An 18,528-nucleotide genomic window follows, 5' to 3' on the forward strand; every position below is an offset into this window, starting at 1 on the left:
AAGGTGCTTGCCCCATGCGACGCCCGTCCCGCTCTCTTTTTCTCGCCGCTGTGGCGCTCCTGGCGCTGGCTGCGCTGGGCCTGTGGTTCGGCCAGCGCGAGCAAGCGCCCGGGCCACGTGCGCAGGCGGCGATTCCGGTACGGGTGGTCAGCGTCGTTCAGCAGGACGTGCCGCGTTATGCCAGTGCCATCGGCTCGGTGCTGTCGCTGCACAGCGTGGAAGTGCGGCCCCAGGTGGAGGGGGTATTGACCCAGGTGCTGGTCAAGGAGGGGCAATGGGTGAAGCAAGGCGACTTGCTGGCCACCCTCGATGACCGGGCGATTCGCGCCAGCCTGGACCAGGCCCGCGCCCTGCTCGGCCAGAGCCAGGCGCAGATCCAAGTGGCCGGCGTCGATCTCAAGCGCTACCGCCTGTTGAGCGCCGATGACGGCGTTTCGAAACAGACGCTCGATCAGCAACAGGCGCTGGTCAACCAGTTACAGGCTACGGTCAAGGGCAACCAGGCGGCCATCGCCAACGCCCAGGTGCAGCTGTCGTACACCCAGATCCGCTCACCGGTGACCGGTCGAGTCGGTATTCGCAACATCGACCCTGGCAACCTGGTGCGTACCAGCGACACCCAAGGCCTGTTCAGCGTCACCCAGATCGACCCGATCGCCGTCGAATTCTCCCTACCGCAGCACATGCTGCCGACCCTGCAACGCCTGCTCAAGGCCCCCGCCCCTGCTCTGGTCCAGGCCTACATGGACGCCGACGGCGAACGCAACCTGCTGGGCGAAGGCCACCTGGCCCTGATCGACAACCAGATTTCCGCCACCACCGGCACGGTGCGGGTCAAGGCCGAGTTCGACAATAAGGATGGCCGCCTGTGGCCCGGACAACTGGTCACCATTCGCCTGCGTACCGCCGTGGACGAAAACGCCCTGGTGGTGCCGCCTCCGGTGGTGCAACGTGGCGTCGATGGGCACTTTGTCTACCGCCTGGACGGCGACAAGGTCACCAGCGTGCCGGTCAAGCTGATATACCAGGACAGCGAGCTGAACGTCATTGCCGGGGTCAAGCCCGGTGAGCGCCTGGTACTCGATGGCCAGTCACGGCTTAAGCCGGGGTCGCGGGTCGAGGTCACCCCTGACGCCCCTGCCGCGTCGGCAATGGCCGACCGCAGGAGTCAGCCATGAATACGCGCAATGGCGTTTCGGCCTGGTGCATCGACCACCCGATCGCCACCCTGCTGCTGACATTCGCCCTGGTGCTGCTGGGCGCCATCGCCTTCCCGCGCTTGCCGGTGGCACCGTTGCCGGAAGCGGACTTCCCGACCATCCAGGTCACCGCCCAGTTACCCGGCGCCAGCCCGGAAACCATGGCATCGTCGGTGGCGACGCCGCTGGAGGTGCAGTTCAGCGCCATTCCGGGCATGACCCAGATGACCAGCAGCAGCGCCCTGGGTTCGACCAACCTGATCTTGCAGTTCACCCTCGACAAAAACATCGATACCGCTGCCCAGGAAGTGCAGGCGGCGATCAACACCGCCACCGCACGCCTGCCCCAGGACCTGCCCAACCCGCCGACCTGGCGCAAGGTCAACCCAGCCGACAGCCCCGTTCTGGTGCTGACCGTAAGCTCCTCGCAGATGCCAGGCAATGACCTGAGTGACTATGCCGAAACCCTGCTGGCCCGCCAGTTGAGCCAGATCGAAGGCGTCGGTCTGATCAACATCACCGGGCAGTTGCGCCCGGCAATACGGGTCCAGGCGCAGCCGGAGAAACTCGCAGCCATCGGCCTGACCCTCGCCGACCTGCGCCAGGCCATCCAGCAAACCAGCCTGAACCTGGCCAAGGGCGCGTTGTACGGCGAGCACAGCGTGTCGACCCTCGCCGCCAACGACCAGCTGTTCCACCCGCAGGACTACGCCAAGCTGATCGTCTCCTACCGCGACGGCGCGCCGGTGTATCTGCAGGATGTGGCGAAAGTGATCCATGGCGCCGAAAACGCCTACGTCAAAGCCTGGTCCGGCGCGCAACCAGGGCTGAACCTGGTGGTGTTCCGCCAGCCCGGTGCCAATATCGTCGACACTGTCGACCGGGTGCTGGAAGCGCTGCCAAGGCTGCAGGAGATGCTGCCTGCGTCGGTCGAGGTCTCGGTGCTGCAGGACCGGACACAGACCATCCGCGCCTCGCTGCACGAGGTGGAGCTGACCCTGTTGATCGCCGTGGTGTTGGTGATCGGGGTGATGGCGTTGTTCCTGCGGCAATGGTCGGCGACGCTTGTGGTGTCCAGTGTGCTATGGGTGTCGCTGATCGCCAGTTGCGCATTGATGTATGTGTTCGGTTTCAGCCTGAACAACCTGACCCTGGTGGCCATCGTCATTGCCGTCGGCTTCGTGGTGGACGATGCCATCGTCGTGGTGGAGAACATCCACCGCCACCTTGAAGCGGGCGACGACAGTCGCACCGCCGCGCTCAAAGGTGCCGGGGAAATCGGCTTCACCGTGATCTCGATCAGTTTCTCGCTGATCGCTGCGTTCATTCCGCTGCTGTTCATGGGCGGTGTGGTCGGCCGGTTGTTCAAGGAGTTCGCCCTTACCGCGACGGCCACCATCCTGATCTCGGTGGTGGTGTCGCTGACGCTGGCGCCCACGTTGTGCGCGCTGTTCATGCGCCGCCCGCCTCGCGAGCAACACGGCGGCCTTGGCGAGCGCCTGGTGCGCCGGTATGCGCGTGCCCTGGACCATGCCCTGGCCCACCAGCGCCTGACCCTGGGTGTGTTCGGCATCACCCTGGCGTTGGCAGTGGCCGGATACGTGGCAATCCCCAAAGGTTTCTTCCCACTGCAGGACACCGGTTTCATCCTCGGCACCACCGAGGCGGCGGCGGATGTGTCGTACCCGGCCATGATCGAGAAGCACCAGGCACTGGCCAGGATCATCGAAGCCGACCCAGCCGTGCGCGCGTTCTCCCATTCCGTCGGCGTGACCGGCAGCAACCAGACCATCGCCAACGGCCGATTCTGGATCGCCCTGAAACCCCGTGGCGAACGTGACGTTTCCGCCAGCGAGCTGATCGACAGGCTGCGGCCAAAGCTGGCCCAGGTGCCTGGCATCGTCCTGTACATGCGCGCCGGGCAAGACATCAACCTCAGCTCCGGCCCTTCCCGCACCCAGTACCAGTACGTGCTCAAGAGCAATGATGGCATGGCCTTGAACCTATGGACCCAGCGCCTGACCGACCGCCTGCGGGAAAACCCGGCACTGCGCGACCTGTCCAACGATCTGCAATTGGGCGCCAGCGTCACCCGCATCGACATCGACCGCCAGGCCGCGGCGCGCTTTGGCCTGACCACCACCGACGTCGACCAGGCGCTGTACGATGCCTTCGGCCAGCGGCAGATCAGTGAATTCCAGACCGAGACCAACCAGTACAAGGTGATTCTCGAACTCGACGCCCGCCAACGAGGCAAGGCCGAAAGCCTGAACTACTTCTACCTGCGCTCGCCGCTGACCCACGAAATGGTCCCCCTGTCGGCGCTGGCCCATGTCGCCCCGCCCAGCACCGGGCCGCTGTCGATCAGCCACGATGGCCTGTTCCCGGCCGCCAACCTGTCGTTCAACCTGGCGCCAGGCGTGGCCCTGGGCGATGCCGTGCAGATCCTTGAGCGCACCCAGCGCGAACTCGGCATGCCCGACTCGATCAGCGGCAACTTCCAGGGTGCGGCCCAAGCCTTCCAGAGCTCGCTGTCGAGCCAGCCGTGGCTGATTCTGGCAGCACTGGTGGCGGTGTACATCATCCTGGGCGTGCTCTACGAGAGCCTGGTCCACCCCCTGACCATCATTTCCACCCTGCCATCGGCGGGCCTGGGCGCGCTGATCCTGTTATGGGCCATGGGGCAGGACTTCAGCATCATGGGACTGATCGGCGTGGTGCTGCTGATCGGCATCGTCAAGAAGAACGGCATCCTGCTGATCGACTTCGCGCTGGACGCCCAGCGCACGCAGGGCATCACGCCCGAGCAGGCGATCCACCAGGCCTGCCTGACGCGCTTTCGGCCGATCCTCATGACCACCCTCGCCGCCCTGCTCGGTGCCGTACCGCTGATGTTCGGCTTCGGTACCGGCGCCGAGCTGCGCCAGCCCTTGGGCATCGCCGTGGTCGGCGGGCTGTTGGTGAGCCAGGCCCTGACGCTGTTCACCACCCCGGTCATATACTTGGCCCTGGAACGCTTGTTCCATCGCCGCCGGGCCATCCAGGCGGCTGCGCCCAGTGCCACTTGAGACAAGACCATGCGTGTGCTGATCATCGAAGACGAAGAAAAAACCGCCGACTACCTGTATCGCGGCCTGAGCGAACAGGGCTTCACCGTGGACCTCGCACGCGACGGCATCGACGGCCTGCACCTGGCCCTGGAAGGCGACTACGCGGTGATCGTGCTCGACGTGATGCTGCCTGGCCTGGATGGCTATGGCGTGCTGCGTGCACTGCGGGCGCGCAAGCAGACGCCGGTGATCATGCTGACCGCTCGCGAACGGGTCGAGGACCGTATCCATGGCTTGCGCGAAGGTGCCGACGATTATCTGGGCAAACCGTTCTCGTTTCTGGAACTGGTCGCTCGCCTGCAAGCCCTCACCCGCCGCAGCAGCAGCCATGAACCTTTGCAGGTCCAGGTCGGCGACCTGTGGATCGACCTGATGGCGCGCAAGGCCAGCCGTGCCGGCCAGCGCCTGGACCTCACCGCCAAGGAGTTCTCGCTGCTCAGCGTACTGGCCCGGCGGCAGGGCGAGATCCTGTCCAAGACCGCCATTGCCGAACTGGTCTGGGACATCAATTTCGACAGCGACGCCAATGTGGTCGAGGTGGCGATAAAACGCCTGCGCGCCAAACTCGACGGCCCGTTCGACAACAAGCTGCTGCACACCATACGAGGCATGGGCTATGTCCTGGAAAACCGTGCCGGCTAACTCCATCGCCCTGCGATTGTCGGCGCTGTTCATCCTGGTGGCGATGGGCGTGTTCCTGTTGATTGGCTCGGCGTTGTACCGCCAGGTCGATCGCAGCCTCGACCTGCTGCCCGCTGCCGAGCTCGATGCGCGTTTCAGCGTGCTTGAGTCGACCCTCAACCGCTATGGCACCCCTGAGCACTGGGCCAAGATCACCAACAAGCTCAACCTGCTCAGCGAAGAAGACCGGCGCATCCGCTTCTGGGTGGTCAGCCAAACCCCGGCATTCGAGTATGGCCAGCCGGACGCGCTTATCCGCACATTCGCCGAAGGGCCGCAGGGTATGCGCGAGCTGCGCCTGCCCGATCGGCCCTACCCCTACAAAGTGCTGGTCAGCGAACTCCCACCTTTGGCGGGCCGCCCCGCGTTGCGCTTTCTGATCGGCATCGATACCGAAACCTTCTGGCAGGCCCAGCACAGCTTGTTGGTGGCCATCGTTGGTCTTGCCGTGCTCGGTGTGCTGTTGGCCTCGCTGCTGGGCTACTGGGTGGCGCGCATTGGCCTGCGTCCGCTTCTGGCCCTCTCCAACGAAGCCCAGGCGCTGGCGCCGCCACGTCTGGACGGACGCCTGCAAACCCACGACCTGGCGCCTGAGCTGGCGCAATTCGCAGGCGCCTTCAATGCCGCGCTCGACCGGGTCAGCCAGGCGTATTCGCGGCTCGAGGCCTTCAACGCCGACGTCGCCCATGAATTGCGCTCGCCACTGACCAACCTGATCGGCCAGACCCAGGTCGCCCTGACCCGTGGTCGCAGCGCCGAGCACTACTTCGAAGTGCTGCAATCGAACCTCGAAGAGCTGGAGCGACTGCGCAGCATCATCAACGACATGCTGTTCCTGGCCAGCGCCGACCAGGGCAGCAAGGCCACGGCCCTGACCCAGGCCTCGCTGGCCGAAGAGGTGGCGACCACCTTGGACTACCTGGACTACATCCTTGAAGACGCGCAGGTCCGCGTCACCGTCAGCGGCGACGCCCAGGCGCCCATCGAGAAAGCCCAATTGCGCCGGGCACTGATCAACCTGATCAACAATGCCGTGCAGCATACCGCGCCCAAGCAGGTGATCCAGGTGCACATCGCTGCCGACGCCGAACAGGTCAGCATCGCCGTGAGCAACCCCGGCCCCGCCATCGAGGGTACCCACCTGCCGCTGCTGTTCGAGCGCTTCTACCGGGTGGACGCGGCGCGCAGCAACAGTGGCGGCGGCAACCACGGCCTGGGGCTGGCCATCGTCAAGGCCATTGCCCTGATGCATGGCGGCGATGTTTTCGTGCGCAGCGAAGCCGGCGCCAACACCTTCGGCATTCGCCTTCCAAGCGCTCAACTACGCGGGTTTGAGGCAAAAATCTAAGCCAGTTCAGCGGCGATCATTACTTTTTGTGCAACAGTGCTTATCGTACCCGATACTGTTTCCCGGGCATTGAAAGGACTAACTTTAGTCCTGTCTCAATCAGCACTTGCCAAGCAAGAAGGTAGTTTCAAAATGTCCAACAGTATGGGTATTGCCAGCGTCTTCATCCTGTCTTCCCTGTTGTTGTCGCCCCTGGCCATGGCCGAAGAATCCCAGGCTTTCGTCGCCCGTAACGCACAACTGGCCGCAGCTCAGCAAGAAGCTCGCGAAGCCGTGGCACACAAGGCAGACACTCTGAAAGACGCCAAGCAGACAGCTTCCAAAGCTTCTGTCGACGCCAATGCCGACAGCTGAGTTGTCGCTGTCACCGTTTCCGATTTCCCTTGGCTACGCCATGGGCACCTCCCGTGCCGGTATGTTAGCCTTTTAAAGCCGCTGATTGCTCAGCGGCTTTTTTTATGTGCTTTAACCATCAGCGCGGCCGAAGCGTCACTAATAAGAAAGTTGCACATTCAAAAATAAAAACTGCCCCACCGATAGACCAAAGGAGCTCATACCGGTGCTTACCGCGTATCGTCTTACCCCGTTATTCGTTGCATTGGCCGCAACGATTCCCTTCGCCGCCCAGGCCGATGAAGACAAAGCTGAAGGCTTCATCGAGGGTTCTTCGCTGAACCTGCATTTCCGCAATGCCTACTTCAACCGCGATAACCACCTCCCCGGCGTGCGTGACACCCGTGAGTGGGGCCAGGGCGCGGTTGCCCGGTTCGAGTCCGGCTACACGCCGGGTGTCGTCGGCTTCGGCCTCGACGCCCATGCCATGCTGGGCCTGAAACTCGATGGCGGTGGCGGCCATGCCGGCACCAGCATCCTGCCTACGCACTTCAAGAACGAAGACGAACTGGGTGCCGCGCCGCACTCGTTCTCGACCGCAGGTGCAGCCGTCAAGCTCAAGGCTTTCGACACCGAGCTCAAGGCCGGTGACCTGTTCCTTACCAATCCGGTGATCGCTGGCGGTGAAACCCGCATGCTGCCGCAGACGTTCCGCGGCGTGCATCTGACCAACAACAGCATCGATGGCCTGATGCTCGAAGCCGGTCAGGCCAGTTTCACCAAGCCGTACAACCAGAGCGGACACCGCCGCATCGACACCTACTACGGCAAGCTGGGTGACAACGAGAGCAAGCACCTGAACTGGGCAGGCGCGTCCTGGACGGGCACCGAGAACATCACCGCCAACCTGTATGCCGCAGAGCTGAAGGACATCTGGAACCAGTACTACGCCGACTTCGACTACACCTACGTAGTCAACGACCTGGTCAGCCTGAACCCAGGCGTGCACTTCTACCACACCCAGGACACCGGCCAGGCGCTGCTGGGCAAGATCGACAACAACACCTACAGCGTGCACTTCACCGTCAACGCCGGGTTCCACAGCGTCACCGCCGCTTACCAGCGGGTCAACGGCAACACGCCGTTCGACTACATCAACCTGGGTGACAGCATCTACCTGGACAACTCGCGTATGTACTCGGACTTCAACGCCCCCAACGAGAAGTCCTGGAAGCTGCAGTACAACTACGACTTCGCAGGCCTGGGTGTACCGGGCCTGACGTCGTCACTGTCGTACTCGCGCGGTGAAGCGGACCTGACCAAGGCTGACAAGGACCTGACCCACTACGACTACTACCGCGCGGACGGCAAGAACGCCATGCACTGGGAACGTGACCTGGACGTGAAGTATGTGTTCCAGGAGGGCAACCTGAAGGATCTGTCGGTACTGCTGCGCTATGCCACCCACCGTGGCAGCCAGGGCTATGCGTCCATCGACAGCAACAGTGACAACGATGAACTGCGGGTGATCGTCGATTACCCGGTGAACATCTTCTGACGCATTGATCGCCAGCCAGCCGACGACTACCGGGTTGCAAACGCTCAGTAGGAGCCGGTTGGCCGGCGATTTGGGCTGAAAAACAGCCCCCACAGGTAATTCCGTCGGACAAATCTTGTCCGACAATCCTCGCTTCCCTAGAATACTGCCGCCGCATAACGGCCCCTGCCTCAGCAGTAGCGAGCATGCCCACCCGATCTCCGCGTATCGCACTCTACAGGTCGCACCCCGAACTGATCCTGAACCTGGCCAGTTGCCTTGCCGTGCTCGCTATCGTGGCCATCGTCAGCTACCTGCTGGCACGCGAAAGGGACAGCGTCGAGCTGTCGGCCATTCGCTCGTCCAACAACATCGTCCAGCTCATCGAAAGCGATATCCTGCGCAACGTCGAGCTCTACGATCAGTCCTTGCAAGGCCTGATCTGGGCCGTAAGCCGAAAGGAATTGCCGGACATACCCACCAGCTTGCGCCAGCGTCTGCTGTTCAATGGCGCCTTCGTCGACCACAAGCGCGGCGATCTGCTTTGGCTCGACAAGCAAGGCAACGTAGTGGGCGATTCCACCAGCACCGTCCCACGCACGGCCAACTTGGCCAACACCAGCATTTTTCAGGCCCACCTGCATAACCCCAATCTGGGGTTGCTGGTCGGCCCGCCCTTTAAGTCCAAACTCAGCGACCTGGATTGGTGCATCAGCTTCAGCCGACGTATTTCAGGGCCTGACGACGCGTTCGTTGGGGTAGCTGCCGGCGCACTGCGCCTGTCGTACTTCAGCGAGCTGTTCCGGCGACTGGATATCGGCGACGACAGTAGCATCAACCTGATCAACACCGACGGACAACTGCTGGCACGACAACCGACGCGCCCCCAGGACCCGATGATCGGGGCCAACGTCAACGACAGCCCCAACTTCAAGCGCATCCTCAGTGAGCACCGGGGCAGCTTCACCGCCCGCTCCAGCTTCACTGGCGCACCCCGTATCTACACCTTCGCACGTGTTGCCGACCTGCCATTGATCGTGCTGGTAGTGCACTCGGCCGACGAGGTGTTCCAGTCCTGGCGACGCACCGCGATTCTGGTCAGCGGTGCCACCGGTGTGCTGTGCATCGGTATCCTCTGGCTGAGCCTGTTGCTGGGCCGAGAGCTGCGCCGCCGCCAGGAAGCCGAACAAGGCCTGGCGACACTGGCCGCCACCGACAGCCTGACCGGACTGGCCAACCGCCGCCGCCTCGACCAGGTACTGCGTCAGGAATGGGCTCGTGCCCAGCGAAATCGACAGCCATTGGCGGTGCTGATGGTGGATGTGGATCACTTCAAGGCCTTCAACCAACGTCACGGCCATGCCGGCGGGGACCATGCGCTACGGGAAGTGGCCAAGACCATCGAACAGTGCATCCGGCGCCCGGCAGACCTTGCGGCACGCTATGGCGGGGAGGAGTTCCAGGTGGTGCTGCCGGAGACCGACCTGGCCGGCGCCAAGCTTCTTGCCGAACGCATCCGTTCGAGCGTGCAAGCACTGGCACCTTTTGCCGACGATGCCCATTCGGTGACGGTGAGCATTGGCATCGGCCTGTACCTGCCGGGCACCCAGCACGATCTGGCAAGCGTGCTGGGTGCGGCAGATGAGGCGCTCTACCGGGCCAAGGCCAATGGCCGTAACCGGGTCGAGGCGCCTGCGGTTTAGGAACGTGCGCGAACAGCGTCGCGCAGTGCCTTCACCTGGTCGTGGTTGCGCTGCACACCCTCGAGTTGCTTCTCGACGATCATGTAGGTCTGGTCGTTGGCGCCCCGGCCCAGTTTGACCAGTTTTTCGCGGGCTTCCTTATAGGCCTTCAAGGCGTGGTCTTCACCGCGCTCGACTTCGTTGAGCACCGCTTCTTCATCCTTGCCGGTGACCATCGACTTGAGGTTGACCCAGCCACGGTGCAGGTCGCCGCTGATGCTGGTGGAAGTTTCCGGATCGCCACCCAGGCGGCGCACATCACTCTGCAACTCTGCGGCGGCCGAGGCGCATTCGCCTGCGCGCTGCACGAAGAAGGCTTTGAGCTCAGGGTTCTTCACGTCTTCGGCCGACGTCTTGAATCCTTTCTCGCCATCCTTGCTGTACTCGATCAGGTCGTTGAGCACGTTGATAACGTCTTTGTTCGGGTTGCTCATGGCATGAACTCCTTGGCAGGTGGAAGTCCCTAGGAACAGAGCAGCGTTCATGCCAAGCGCCAACGAATCGTTAAAACGTTGTAAATCAATAAGTTATCTAATGAGGCAAACGAACTGGAAGCGGCGTTCTGCATGATTGCCGCTTGGGCACCCGTGCAGATTGCAGTATGGTCTGCGCTTTTACTCAGCCAGATGCCCCCATGAAACCGGAAACCCTCGAACTACTGGTCACCCGTACCATGCCCTTCGGCAAATACCAGGGCCGGATCATCGCCGACCTGCCTGGGGATTATTTGGCCTGGTTCGCTCGCAAGGGGTTTCCCACTGGAGAGCTGGGCGGGTTGCTGGCATTGATGCACGAGATCGACCACAACGGGTTGATGGACCTGCTGGTGCCGTTGCGTCAGAAGCACCGGCGATAAGGCCCCCGCAGCGTCGATGCTGCGGGATTCTGGATTGTCTTGCGCGGCCTCATCGCCGGCAAGCCGGCTCCTGCAGGGCATACCTAGCCTTTGGCAGGCGCTACCGCCAGTTCCACGCGCTCGCTCTTCTTGATCACGGCATACACCACCGCTGTCAGCAGGCTGCCCGCCACGATCGCCAGCAGGTAGAGCAGCGCGTGGTTGATCGCATTAGGGATCAGCAGCACGAACAACCCACCATGCGGTGCCATCAGCTTGCACCCGAAATACATCGACAAGGCACCGGTCAACGCACCGCCTGCGATACTCGCCGGAATCACCCGCAAGGGGTCTTTGGCAGCGAATGGGATGGCCCCTTCGGAAATGAAGCAAAGCCCTAGTACCAGCGCAGCCTTGCCGGCCTCACGCTCGCTCTGGGCGAACTTGCGCCGGGCGAGGAAGCTGGCGATGCCCAGTCCAATCGGCGGCACCATGCCGGCGGCCATGGTCGCGGCCATCGGTGCATAGCTGGACGAAGCCAGCAGCCCCACCGAGAAGGCGTAGGCCGCCTTGTTGATCGGGCCGCCAAGGTCCACGCACATCATGCCGCCCAGCAACAACCCGAGAAGAATCGCATTGGTGGTGCCCATACTGTCGAGGAAGCGGGTCAGGCCTTCGAGCATGGCCGCCACCGGCTGGCCAACCACATAGATCATCACCAGCCCAGTGAACAGGCTGGCCAGCAACGGAATGATCAGAATCGGCTTGAGGGCATCGAGACTGCTGGGCAGACGCGCCCAGCGGGCAATGGCCTTGGCGCTGTAGCCGGCGAGAAAACCGGCGACGATGCCGCCAATGAACCCAGCCCCCAGGGTGCTGGCCAGCAGGCCACCGATCATGCCGGGGGCCAGCCCCGGGCGGTCGGCAATCGACCAGGCGATATAGCCGGCCAGCAAAGGCACCATCAGCTTGAACGCGGCCTCACCCCCGATCTGCATCAACGCAGCCGGCAAAGTGCCTGGTTCCTTATAGGCTTCGATACCGAAGACGAACGACAACGCGATCAACAAGCCGCCAGCCACCACCATCGGCAGCATGAACGACACCCCGGTCAGCAGGTGCTTGTAGATACCCGTTTTCTCGGCTTTGCCGGCAGTCGGCGCACCTGCGACATCGGCGGCGCCCTCCAGCTTGCCTTCGGCCAGGGCCTTGTCCAGCGTGGCACGGGCCTGCTTGAGGGCGGTGCCGGTGCCACAACGATAGATGCGCTTGCCGGCGAAGCGTGCCGTCGGCACCTCGATGTCGGCCGCCAGCAACACCACATCGGCTTCGGCGATGGCTTCGGCGGACAGCGGGTTGCGCGCGCCCACCGAACCCTGGGTCTCGACGGTCAGCTGGTAACCCAACTGCTGGGCAGCCTGTTGCAAGGCTTCGGCCGCCATGAAGGTATGCGCTACCCCAGTCGGGCAGGCCGTGATCGCCACGATGCGCGGCGCAACGGCAGTTGCCGATGTGGGGCTGGTGGCAGACGCCCTCAGCACTTGCGCATTGGCCGCGGCTTCATCGAGGAACCCCTCACGGTCGGCCAACGCCTGGGATGGGGTGCTCTGGTACAGGCGCTTGCCGACGAAACGAGCCAGATCGACCGGGCCCGTGCTGATCACCAGCACACAGTCGGCGTCGGCGATCTGTGCAGGCGTCAGTTGTCGCTCGGGATGTTCGCTGTCCTGTACTTCGACACTGGTGCTCCAGCCCCGGCGCTGAGCCGCCGCGGCCAGCAGGCGAGCACTGAGCACGCTCGACACCTGCCCGTTGGGGCAAGCGGTGACAATGGCAATGTTCATCGGCAACCCTCTTGTTGTTCTGTCAGTTGCACACCCGCTTCCAGGCGAGCCAGCTGCTCGCGATCACGAATGCCGAAGCCGACCTGGGTGACGGCCTGGGCAGCAATCGCGGTGGCCCGGCGCAAGGTATCGGTCGGCGCTTCGCTCTGCAGCAAGCCATGCACCATGCCGGCTACCAGGGAATCGCCCGCCCCCACCGTGCTGGCGACCCGCACTTTCGGCGGTCGAGCCTGCACCGTGAGGTTATCGGCGAACCAACGGACCCCTTCCGCCCCATCGGAAACCACCACATGCTCGACGCCATCGGCCAGCAGGCGCAGGGCCGCCGCGCGCTGCTGCGCTGCACTGTCCACGGTCAGGCCAAGCACTTCGCCCAACTCCTCGGTGTTGGGCTTGACCAGCCACGGCGCGCTGCGCAGCCCGGCGCGCAGGGCTTCGCCGCTGCTGTCGAGCGCGACTTTCAGGCCCAGGCCCTTGAGGCGCACGAGCAATTGGTTGAACCACTCAGGGCTCACTCCACGCGGCAGGCTGCCTGCGACCACCACGGCATCCTGTCCGGGGGCCACCTGCTCCAACACACGCAGCAGGGCCTCCTGAGCCGCTTCGTCGACTTCAGGCCCCTGCCCGTTGATATCGGTCACGCGGCCGTCGGCCTCGACCAGCTTAATGTTGCTACGGGTTTCGCCTGGAACGCGTACGAAGCAGTCGGTAAAACCGCGCCTCTCGATCAGGGCTTCGAAGGCCTGGAGGTTGTCGCGGCCAAGGAAGCCGCCGACCGTGACGCTGTGCCCCAGGTCAGCCAGCACCTGGGCAACGTTCAGGCCTTTACCGGCGGCATGACTCTGCTGGGCCTGGCTGCGGTTCACGTGGCCGGGACGCAGGGCATCGAGGCTGACTGTGATGTCCAGCGCCGGGTTCAGGGTCAGGGTGAGGATCTTGGCCATTCAGTAACGCTCCACCAGCGCGCGAACCGCCGCGGCGCTGTCTTGTTGCAGGGCCTCGCGCGCCAGGGCGCGGGCCGTCTGGTGATCGGCCTGGCGAACCAGGGCTTTGACTTCTGCAATGCTGCGGGCCGCGACGCTGAGCTCGTCGACGTCCAGGCCGAGCAGCACGGCGACTGCCTGCGGGTCCGCGGCCAGCTCGCCGCACACGCCCACCCACTTGCCCTCGGCATGGGCGGCGCGCACGGTCATGTCGATCAGGCTCAACACCGCCGGGTGCAGGCCATCTGCCTGGGCCGATAGGCTCGGATGGCCACGGTCGATGGCCAGGGTGTACTGGGTCAGGTCGTTGGTGCCGATGCTGAAGAAATCCACCTCACGGGCCAGCTGTGCGGCCAACAAGGCCGCCGAAGGCACCTCGACCATGATTCCGACCTGCAGGTCTGCCACCGGGATTTCCTCACGCAGACGTTCGACCATGGCCCGGGCTTCGCGCCATTCGTGAATCTGGCCGACCATCGGGAACATGATCCGCAGCGGCCGTTGATCGGCCGCACGCAGCAGGGCGCGCAGCTGCTCTTCCATGACCTGCGGCCGTTGCAGGGTCAGACGCACGCCGCGCACACCGAGGAAGGGGTTCTCCTCCGCGGCGATGGGCCAGTAAGGCAGCGGTTTGTCGCCTCCCACATCGAGAGTCCGCACCACCAGTGGCCGACCCTGCAGGCCGTCGAGCACGCGGCGGTACTCGGCCTCCTGGGTGGCGACGTCGGGTGCTTGGGGGTGGGCCATGAAAATCAGTTCGGTACGCAGCAGGCCGACACCTTCGGCGCCTTGATCCACCACCTTGTCGATAGCCGTGCTTTCACCGATATTGGCGAACACTTCGACGGCATGGCCGTCGCGGGTCACCGCCGGCTCATGACGACTGGCCCAGGCCGCCTGCAAACGCTGCTCGCGCAGGTCGCGTTCGGCCAGGGCACGTTGCAGCTCGTCAGCGCCAGGCGCGACGCTGACCAAACCACGCTGGCCGTCCAGCAGCAGCGCGGTGCCAGGCGCCAGCAGCAGAATCGACTCGCCCACGCCCACCACCGCCGGAATGCCCAAGGCACGGGCGACAATCGCGCTATGAGCGGTGGCCCCACCGTGCGCAGTGACGATACCGGCGACCCGGGCCGGGTCCAGCCGGGCGACATCGGATGGGCCAACTTCGGCCATCACCAGCACGTAGGGTTGCTCCGGGGCCTCCTGGGTCTGCACGCCGCACAGCTGGGCCAATACCCGCCGACCGATATCGCGCAGGTCGGCCGCGCGCTCAGCGAGCAGGGCATCGTGCAGCGCTTCCTGCTGGCGCGCAGCCGCTTCGATGACCGCCATCCATGCAGCCGCGGCGCTTTCGCCCTGAGCCAGACGCAGTTCGACATCGTCGGTCAGCGCGGGGTCGGCGAGCATTTCCTGGTGGGTGACGAAGATCTCGCCAATGGCCTTTTCGCTACGTTGTACCAAGGCCTGGAGTTCAGCATTCACCGCCTCCAACGCTTGGCGCAGCTTCATCCGCTCCTGGGCGGGCGATTCGCCGCGCAGGGGGTAATCGATGTCACGCTCGACACACAGGTGCGCAGGGCCAGCGGCAATGCCTGGGGCAGCACCGACGCCCTGGATATGGCTACCGGCCAGCGGAGGCTGAAGCGCGTCGGCCTCTACCATAGGCTCCGGCACCACACATTTGGGCAGAGGCTCCACCTCTTCGCCAAGGCCTTGCTCGATGGCGGCCAGCAATACCGGCAGCGCATCGGCGGCGATGCCAGGCTCGGCGATCAGTTCGAGCGCCTGGCCTCGCCGCGCCCCTAGGCTCAGCAGCTTGCTCAGGCTCTTGACCGATACTGCTGGCTGCGCGCTGTCCAGCAGACGCACCCTGATTTCCCCCTCGAAGCCCTTTGCAAGCTGCGCCAGCGCTTTGGCCGGGCGGGCGTGCAGACCATGGGGGTTGGCCAGCACCACCCGTACGCTCGGCCAGTCGGCCGGCACCTCGCCGCCCAGCACCTCGAGCACGGCACGGCTGCTGGTGGCCTGGTAGAGCATCTGTCCACGGCCCTCGATCAACACTTCGCACAGGCGTTCGAGCAAGGCCTGATGGGCGGCGCCAAGGCTGGCCAGGCAGAACAGACCATTGAGCGGTTGCTCACGGTAGCGCAGTGGCTGCTGGGGCGTGATGAAGGCCAGACCGGGCTGCAACACCTGACGCTCGCTGTGCAGCCACCACAACCCTTCGCCCAAGGGCAAGGGCTCAGCCTGTTGCAGCGCGGCGGCAAAGCCATTGTCGACACACCCGGCGCGTTGCAGCAGGCGCGAGCCACGCCAGGCCAGTTCGTCGAAGTCTTCGGCAGCAAGGTTCAGGCTGACCAGTTGGGCGTCCAGCGCCAATGCCTGGGGAGCACCCTGCAGCAACTTGAGCAGCGCTTCGGCAGAACTGGCCCGACGCAGGGCCTCGGCCAGGTCGGTTTCGCCCAACGCGCGGGTCAGCAGTTGCAGCAGGCGCAGGTGCTCGTCGGAGCGGGCCGCGATGCCGATGGCGAGGTAAACCCTCTGCCCATCGCCCCAGTCCACGCCTTCGGGAAACTGCAGCAGGCGCACGCCGGTGGCGAACACCAGGTCGCGGGTCTGCGGTGTGCCGTGGGGAATGGCAATGCCCTGGCCAAGGAAGGTCGACCCCTGCGCCTCGCGGGCCTGAAGCCCCTCCAGATACCCTTCGGCGACCAGGCCGTCAGCGACCAACCGATCCGCCAACAGGCGCAAGGCCTGGGCCTTGTCGGCGGCCTTCTGGCCCATGGCTATCTGCTCTTTGGCGAGCTCGAGCATGACCTTCTCCTTTTGCAGTTCCCAGGTGGGTACTGAGGTATTGTTGTGAAATTCACGAAAACGACCAGTGCTACAGTCGGACGCAGGCAACGACCCCGGCAGAAAATTTGCCTGCTGAAACGATTAATCTGACCAGGCGGCCACGTTACTCGATAATCTGCCGAGGAAAAAGCCCCATCCTGTCGGACAATTGCGACAATGGTCGTCTGCGCGCGGTGCCTGTCCTGGGTCAAACTACCCGGTCTGGCTTCGCGGTCAGCCCCGGTAATAACAAGGAAAACTCGGTGAAACTCAGCGATATCGCCCGTCTGGCCGGTGTGTCCGTGACCACTGCCAGTTACGTCATCAACGGCAAGGCCGAACAGCAGCGCATCAGTAACGCCACGGTCGAGCGGGTACGTGCGGTGGTCGAGGCTCACGGCTTCACCCCCAACCCCCAGGCTGCCGGCTTGCGCAGCCGCCATACCCGCACGCTTGGCTTCATTCTCCCGGATCTGGAAAACCCCAGCTATGCCCGCATTGCCAAGCAGCTGGAGCAAGGCGCCCGCGCCCGTGGCTACCAGCTGTTGATCGCCAGCAGCGACGACCAGCCTGACAGCGAACGTCAGTTGCAGCAGCTGTTCCGCGCCCGCCGCTGCGACGCCCTGTTCGTCGCCAGTTGCCTGGAGCCGCACGACGAAAGCTACCGAGAGCTGCTGGACAAAGGCCTGCCGGTAATCGCCATCGACCGGCGCCTGGATCCAGCCTATTTCTGCTCGGTGATCAGTGACGATCGCGATGCCAGCCGACAGTTGGCCCAAAGCCTGTTGGCCACGCACCCACGCAGCATCGCCCTGATCGGTGCACGCCCCGAACTGTCGGTCAGCCAGGCCCGTGCCGGCGGTTTCGATGAAGCCCTGCAAGGCTTCGGCGGTGATGTACGCCGTTACCAGGGCGAAGCCTTCAGCCGGGAATGCGGGCAGCGCCTGATGCAGCAACTGACCGACGAACTGGGCGGCCTGCCCGATGCGCTGGTAACCACCTCCTACGTGCTGCTGCAAGGCGTGTTCGACGCGCTGCAAGCGCGCCCTGCCAATTCGCGCCAACTGCAGTTGGGCACCTTCGGCGACAACCAGTTGCTCGACTTCCTGCCGCTGCCGGTCAATGCCATGGCCCAGCAACACGCACTGATCGCCGCCACAGCCCTGGAGCTGGCCCTGGCCGCCATCGAGGACAAGCGCTACGAGCCTGGCGTACATGCCATAGGCCGCACCTTCAAGCAACGCATCGCGGCTGCCTGACCATGCGCCTGATCGACACCCACACCCACCTGGACTTCCCCGATTTCGACCCTGACCGCCGGCGCCTGCTGGACGATGCGGCAGCGCGCGGGGTCGAGCGGATGGTGGTGCTGGGCGTGTATCAGGCCAACTTCCAGCGGGTATGGGACCTGGTCTGTGGTGACCGACGCTTGTTCGCAGCCCTGGGCCTGCACCCGGTCTACCTCGACCAGCACCGTCCCGAGCACCTGACGCAATTGCGCGACTGGCTGGAACGCCTGCGTGGCGATCCACGGTTGTGCGCAGTCGGCGAGTTCGGCCTGGACTACTACCTGCCGGCGCTGGACAAGGCGCAGCAACAGGCGCTGTTCGAGGCGCAGTTGCAGATGGCCTGCGACTTCGAACTGCCGGCCCTGCTGCACGTGCGCCGCAGCCACGCGCAGGTGATCGCCACGCTCAAGCGCTACAAGCCGGCGCGGGCAGGCATCATCCATGCGTTCGCGGGCAGCTACGAGGAGGCCCGCGAATACATCAAGCTGGGCTTCAAGCTGGGGTTGGGCGGCGCCGGCACCTGGCCGCAGGCGTTGAGGCTGCGCAAGACCTTGCCGAGGCTGCCGCTGGAGTGTGTGGTGCTGGAAACCGACTCACCCGACATGGCGCCGGTGATGTTCCCAGGGCTGCGTAACAGCCCGGAGCACTTGCCGGAGATCGCCGCGGCCTTGGCGGAGTTGATTGGCATCGATGTACAGCGGTTGGCCGAGGTCAGCACGCACAATGCGAGTGAATTGTTTGGCTGGTAGTGGCCGGCAATGCCCTATCGCCGGCAAGCCGGCGCCCACAGGC

General features: G+C 64.2%; 14 protein-coding genes. 10 read left to right on the forward strand and 4 right to left on the reverse strand.

Annotated elements, in window-relative coordinates; genetic code table 11:
• Positions 1-14 precede the first annotated feature (14 nt).
• The 7 genes from P3R38_RS20720 (at position 15) to P3R38_RS20750 (ending at position 9,911) form a co-directional block, all read left to right on the forward strand.
• Entirely contained in the window at positions 15-1,178 is a 1,164-nt protein-coding gene (locus P3R38_RS20720; RefSeq protein WP_027907447.1) for an efflux RND transporter periplasmic adaptor subunit, read from the forward strand.
• A complete protein-coding gene (locus P3R38_RS20725; RefSeq protein ID WP_277686561.1) occupies positions 1,175-4,267 on the forward strand; it encodes a multidrug efflux RND transporter permease subunit in 3,093 nt (1,030 codons plus the stop codon). The genes P3R38_RS20720 and P3R38_RS20725 overlap by 4 nt, the downstream gene beginning before the upstream one ends.
• A 9-nt stretch (positions 4,268-4,276) precedes the next feature.
• The gene (locus P3R38_RS20730) at positions 4,277-4,951 is read left to right on the forward strand and encodes a heavy metal response regulator transcription factor (protein ID WP_023382289.1); all 675 of its coding nucleotides are present in this window, start codon (positions 4,277-4,279) and stop codon (positions 4,949-4,951) included.
• A complete protein-coding gene (locus P3R38_RS20735) occupies positions 4,926-6,338 on the forward strand; it encodes a heavy metal sensor histidine kinase (protein ID WP_104881264.1) in 1,413 nt (470 codons plus the stop codon). Before P3R38_RS20730 ends, P3R38_RS20735 begins: the two co-directional genes overlap by 26 nt.
• Before the next feature lie 132 nt (positions 6,339-6,470).
• On the forward strand, positions 6,471-6,692 hold the full coding sequence (locus P3R38_RS20740; RefSeq protein ID WP_023382293.1) for a hypothetical protein: 222 nt from the start codon (positions 6,471-6,473) through the stop codon (positions 6,690-6,692).
• A 205-nt stretch (positions 6,693-6,897) separates the two neighbouring features.
• Positions 6,898-8,229: an OprD family porin gene (locus P3R38_RS20745; RefSeq protein WP_023382294.1), complete on the forward strand. Its 1,332-nt coding sequence runs from the start codon at positions 6,898-6,900 to the stop codon at positions 8,227-8,229.
• Positions 8,230-8,414: 185 nt separating this feature from the next.
• The gene (locus P3R38_RS20750) at positions 8,415-9,911 is read left to right on the forward strand and encodes a sensor domain-containing diguanylate cyclase (protein WP_186617338.1); all 1,497 of its coding nucleotides are present in this window, start codon (positions 8,415-8,417) and stop codon (positions 9,909-9,911) included.
• Here the strand turns inward: P3R38_RS20750 and P3R38_RS20755 are convergent.
• Positions 9,908-10,384, reverse strand: coding sequence for a PA2169 family four-helix-bundle protein (locus P3R38_RS20755; protein WP_104881262.1), 477 nt, complete (start codon positions 10,382-10,384; stop codon positions 9,908-9,910). The two genes, P3R38_RS20750 and P3R38_RS20755, sit on opposite strands and share 4 nt — an antisense overlap.
• Positions 10,385-10,584: 200 nt before the next feature.
• On the opposite strand from P3R38_RS20755, the gene P3R38_RS20760 reads away from it, so the two are divergent.
• A complete protein-coding gene (locus P3R38_RS20760) occupies positions 10,585-10,806 on the forward strand; it encodes a DUF3820 family protein (protein ID WP_023382297.1) in 222 nt (73 codons plus the stop codon).
• A gap of 83 nt (positions 10,807-10,889) precedes the next feature.
• On the opposite strand, the gene P3R38_RS20765 is transcribed toward P3R38_RS20760, so the two are convergent.
• From P3R38_RS20765 to ptsP, 3 genes are read right to left on the reverse strand one after another with little or no spacing between them, the layout of a single operon-like run.
• Positions 10,890-12,629, reverse strand: a complete 1,740-nt coding sequence (locus P3R38_RS20765) for a PTS fructose-like transporter subunit IIB (protein ID WP_023382298.1) — start codon at positions 12,627-12,629, stop codon at positions 10,890-10,892.
• Positions 12,626-13,573 (reverse strand): 1-phosphofructokinase, encoded by a 948-nt coding sequence (gene pfkB / locus P3R38_RS20770; protein WP_023382299.1) that lies wholly within the window; start codon positions 13,571-13,573, stop codon positions 12,626-12,628. The genes P3R38_RS20765 and pfkB overlap by 4 nt, the downstream gene beginning before the upstream one ends.
• Complete coding sequence (gene ptsP, locus P3R38_RS20775) at positions 13,574-16,426, reverse strand: phosphoenolpyruvate--protein phosphotransferase (RefSeq protein ID WP_277686562.1); 2,853 nt, start codon at positions 16,424-16,426, stop codon at positions 13,574-13,576.
• A 284-nt stretch (positions 16,427-16,710) separates the two neighbouring features.
• On the opposite strand from ptsP, the gene cra reads away from it, so the two are divergent.
• Positions 16,711-17,706, forward strand: coding sequence for a catabolite repressor/activator (gene cra, locus P3R38_RS20780; RefSeq protein WP_023382301.1), 996 nt, complete (start codon positions 16,711-16,713; stop codon positions 17,704-17,706).
• Between the two features lie 2 nt (positions 17,707-17,708).
• A complete protein-coding gene (locus P3R38_RS20785; protein ID WP_023382302.1) occupies positions 17,709-18,485 on the forward strand; it encodes a TatD family hydrolase in 777 nt (258 codons plus the stop codon).
• The last annotated feature ends 43 nt before the right edge of the window (positions 18,486-18,528 follow it).

This window comes from Pseudomonas sp. NyZ480, from assembly GCF_029537255.1.
GTDB classification, from domain to species: domain Bacteria; phylum Pseudomonadota; class Gammaproteobacteria; order Pseudomonadales; family Pseudomonadaceae; genus Aquipseudomonas; species Aquipseudomonas taiwanensis.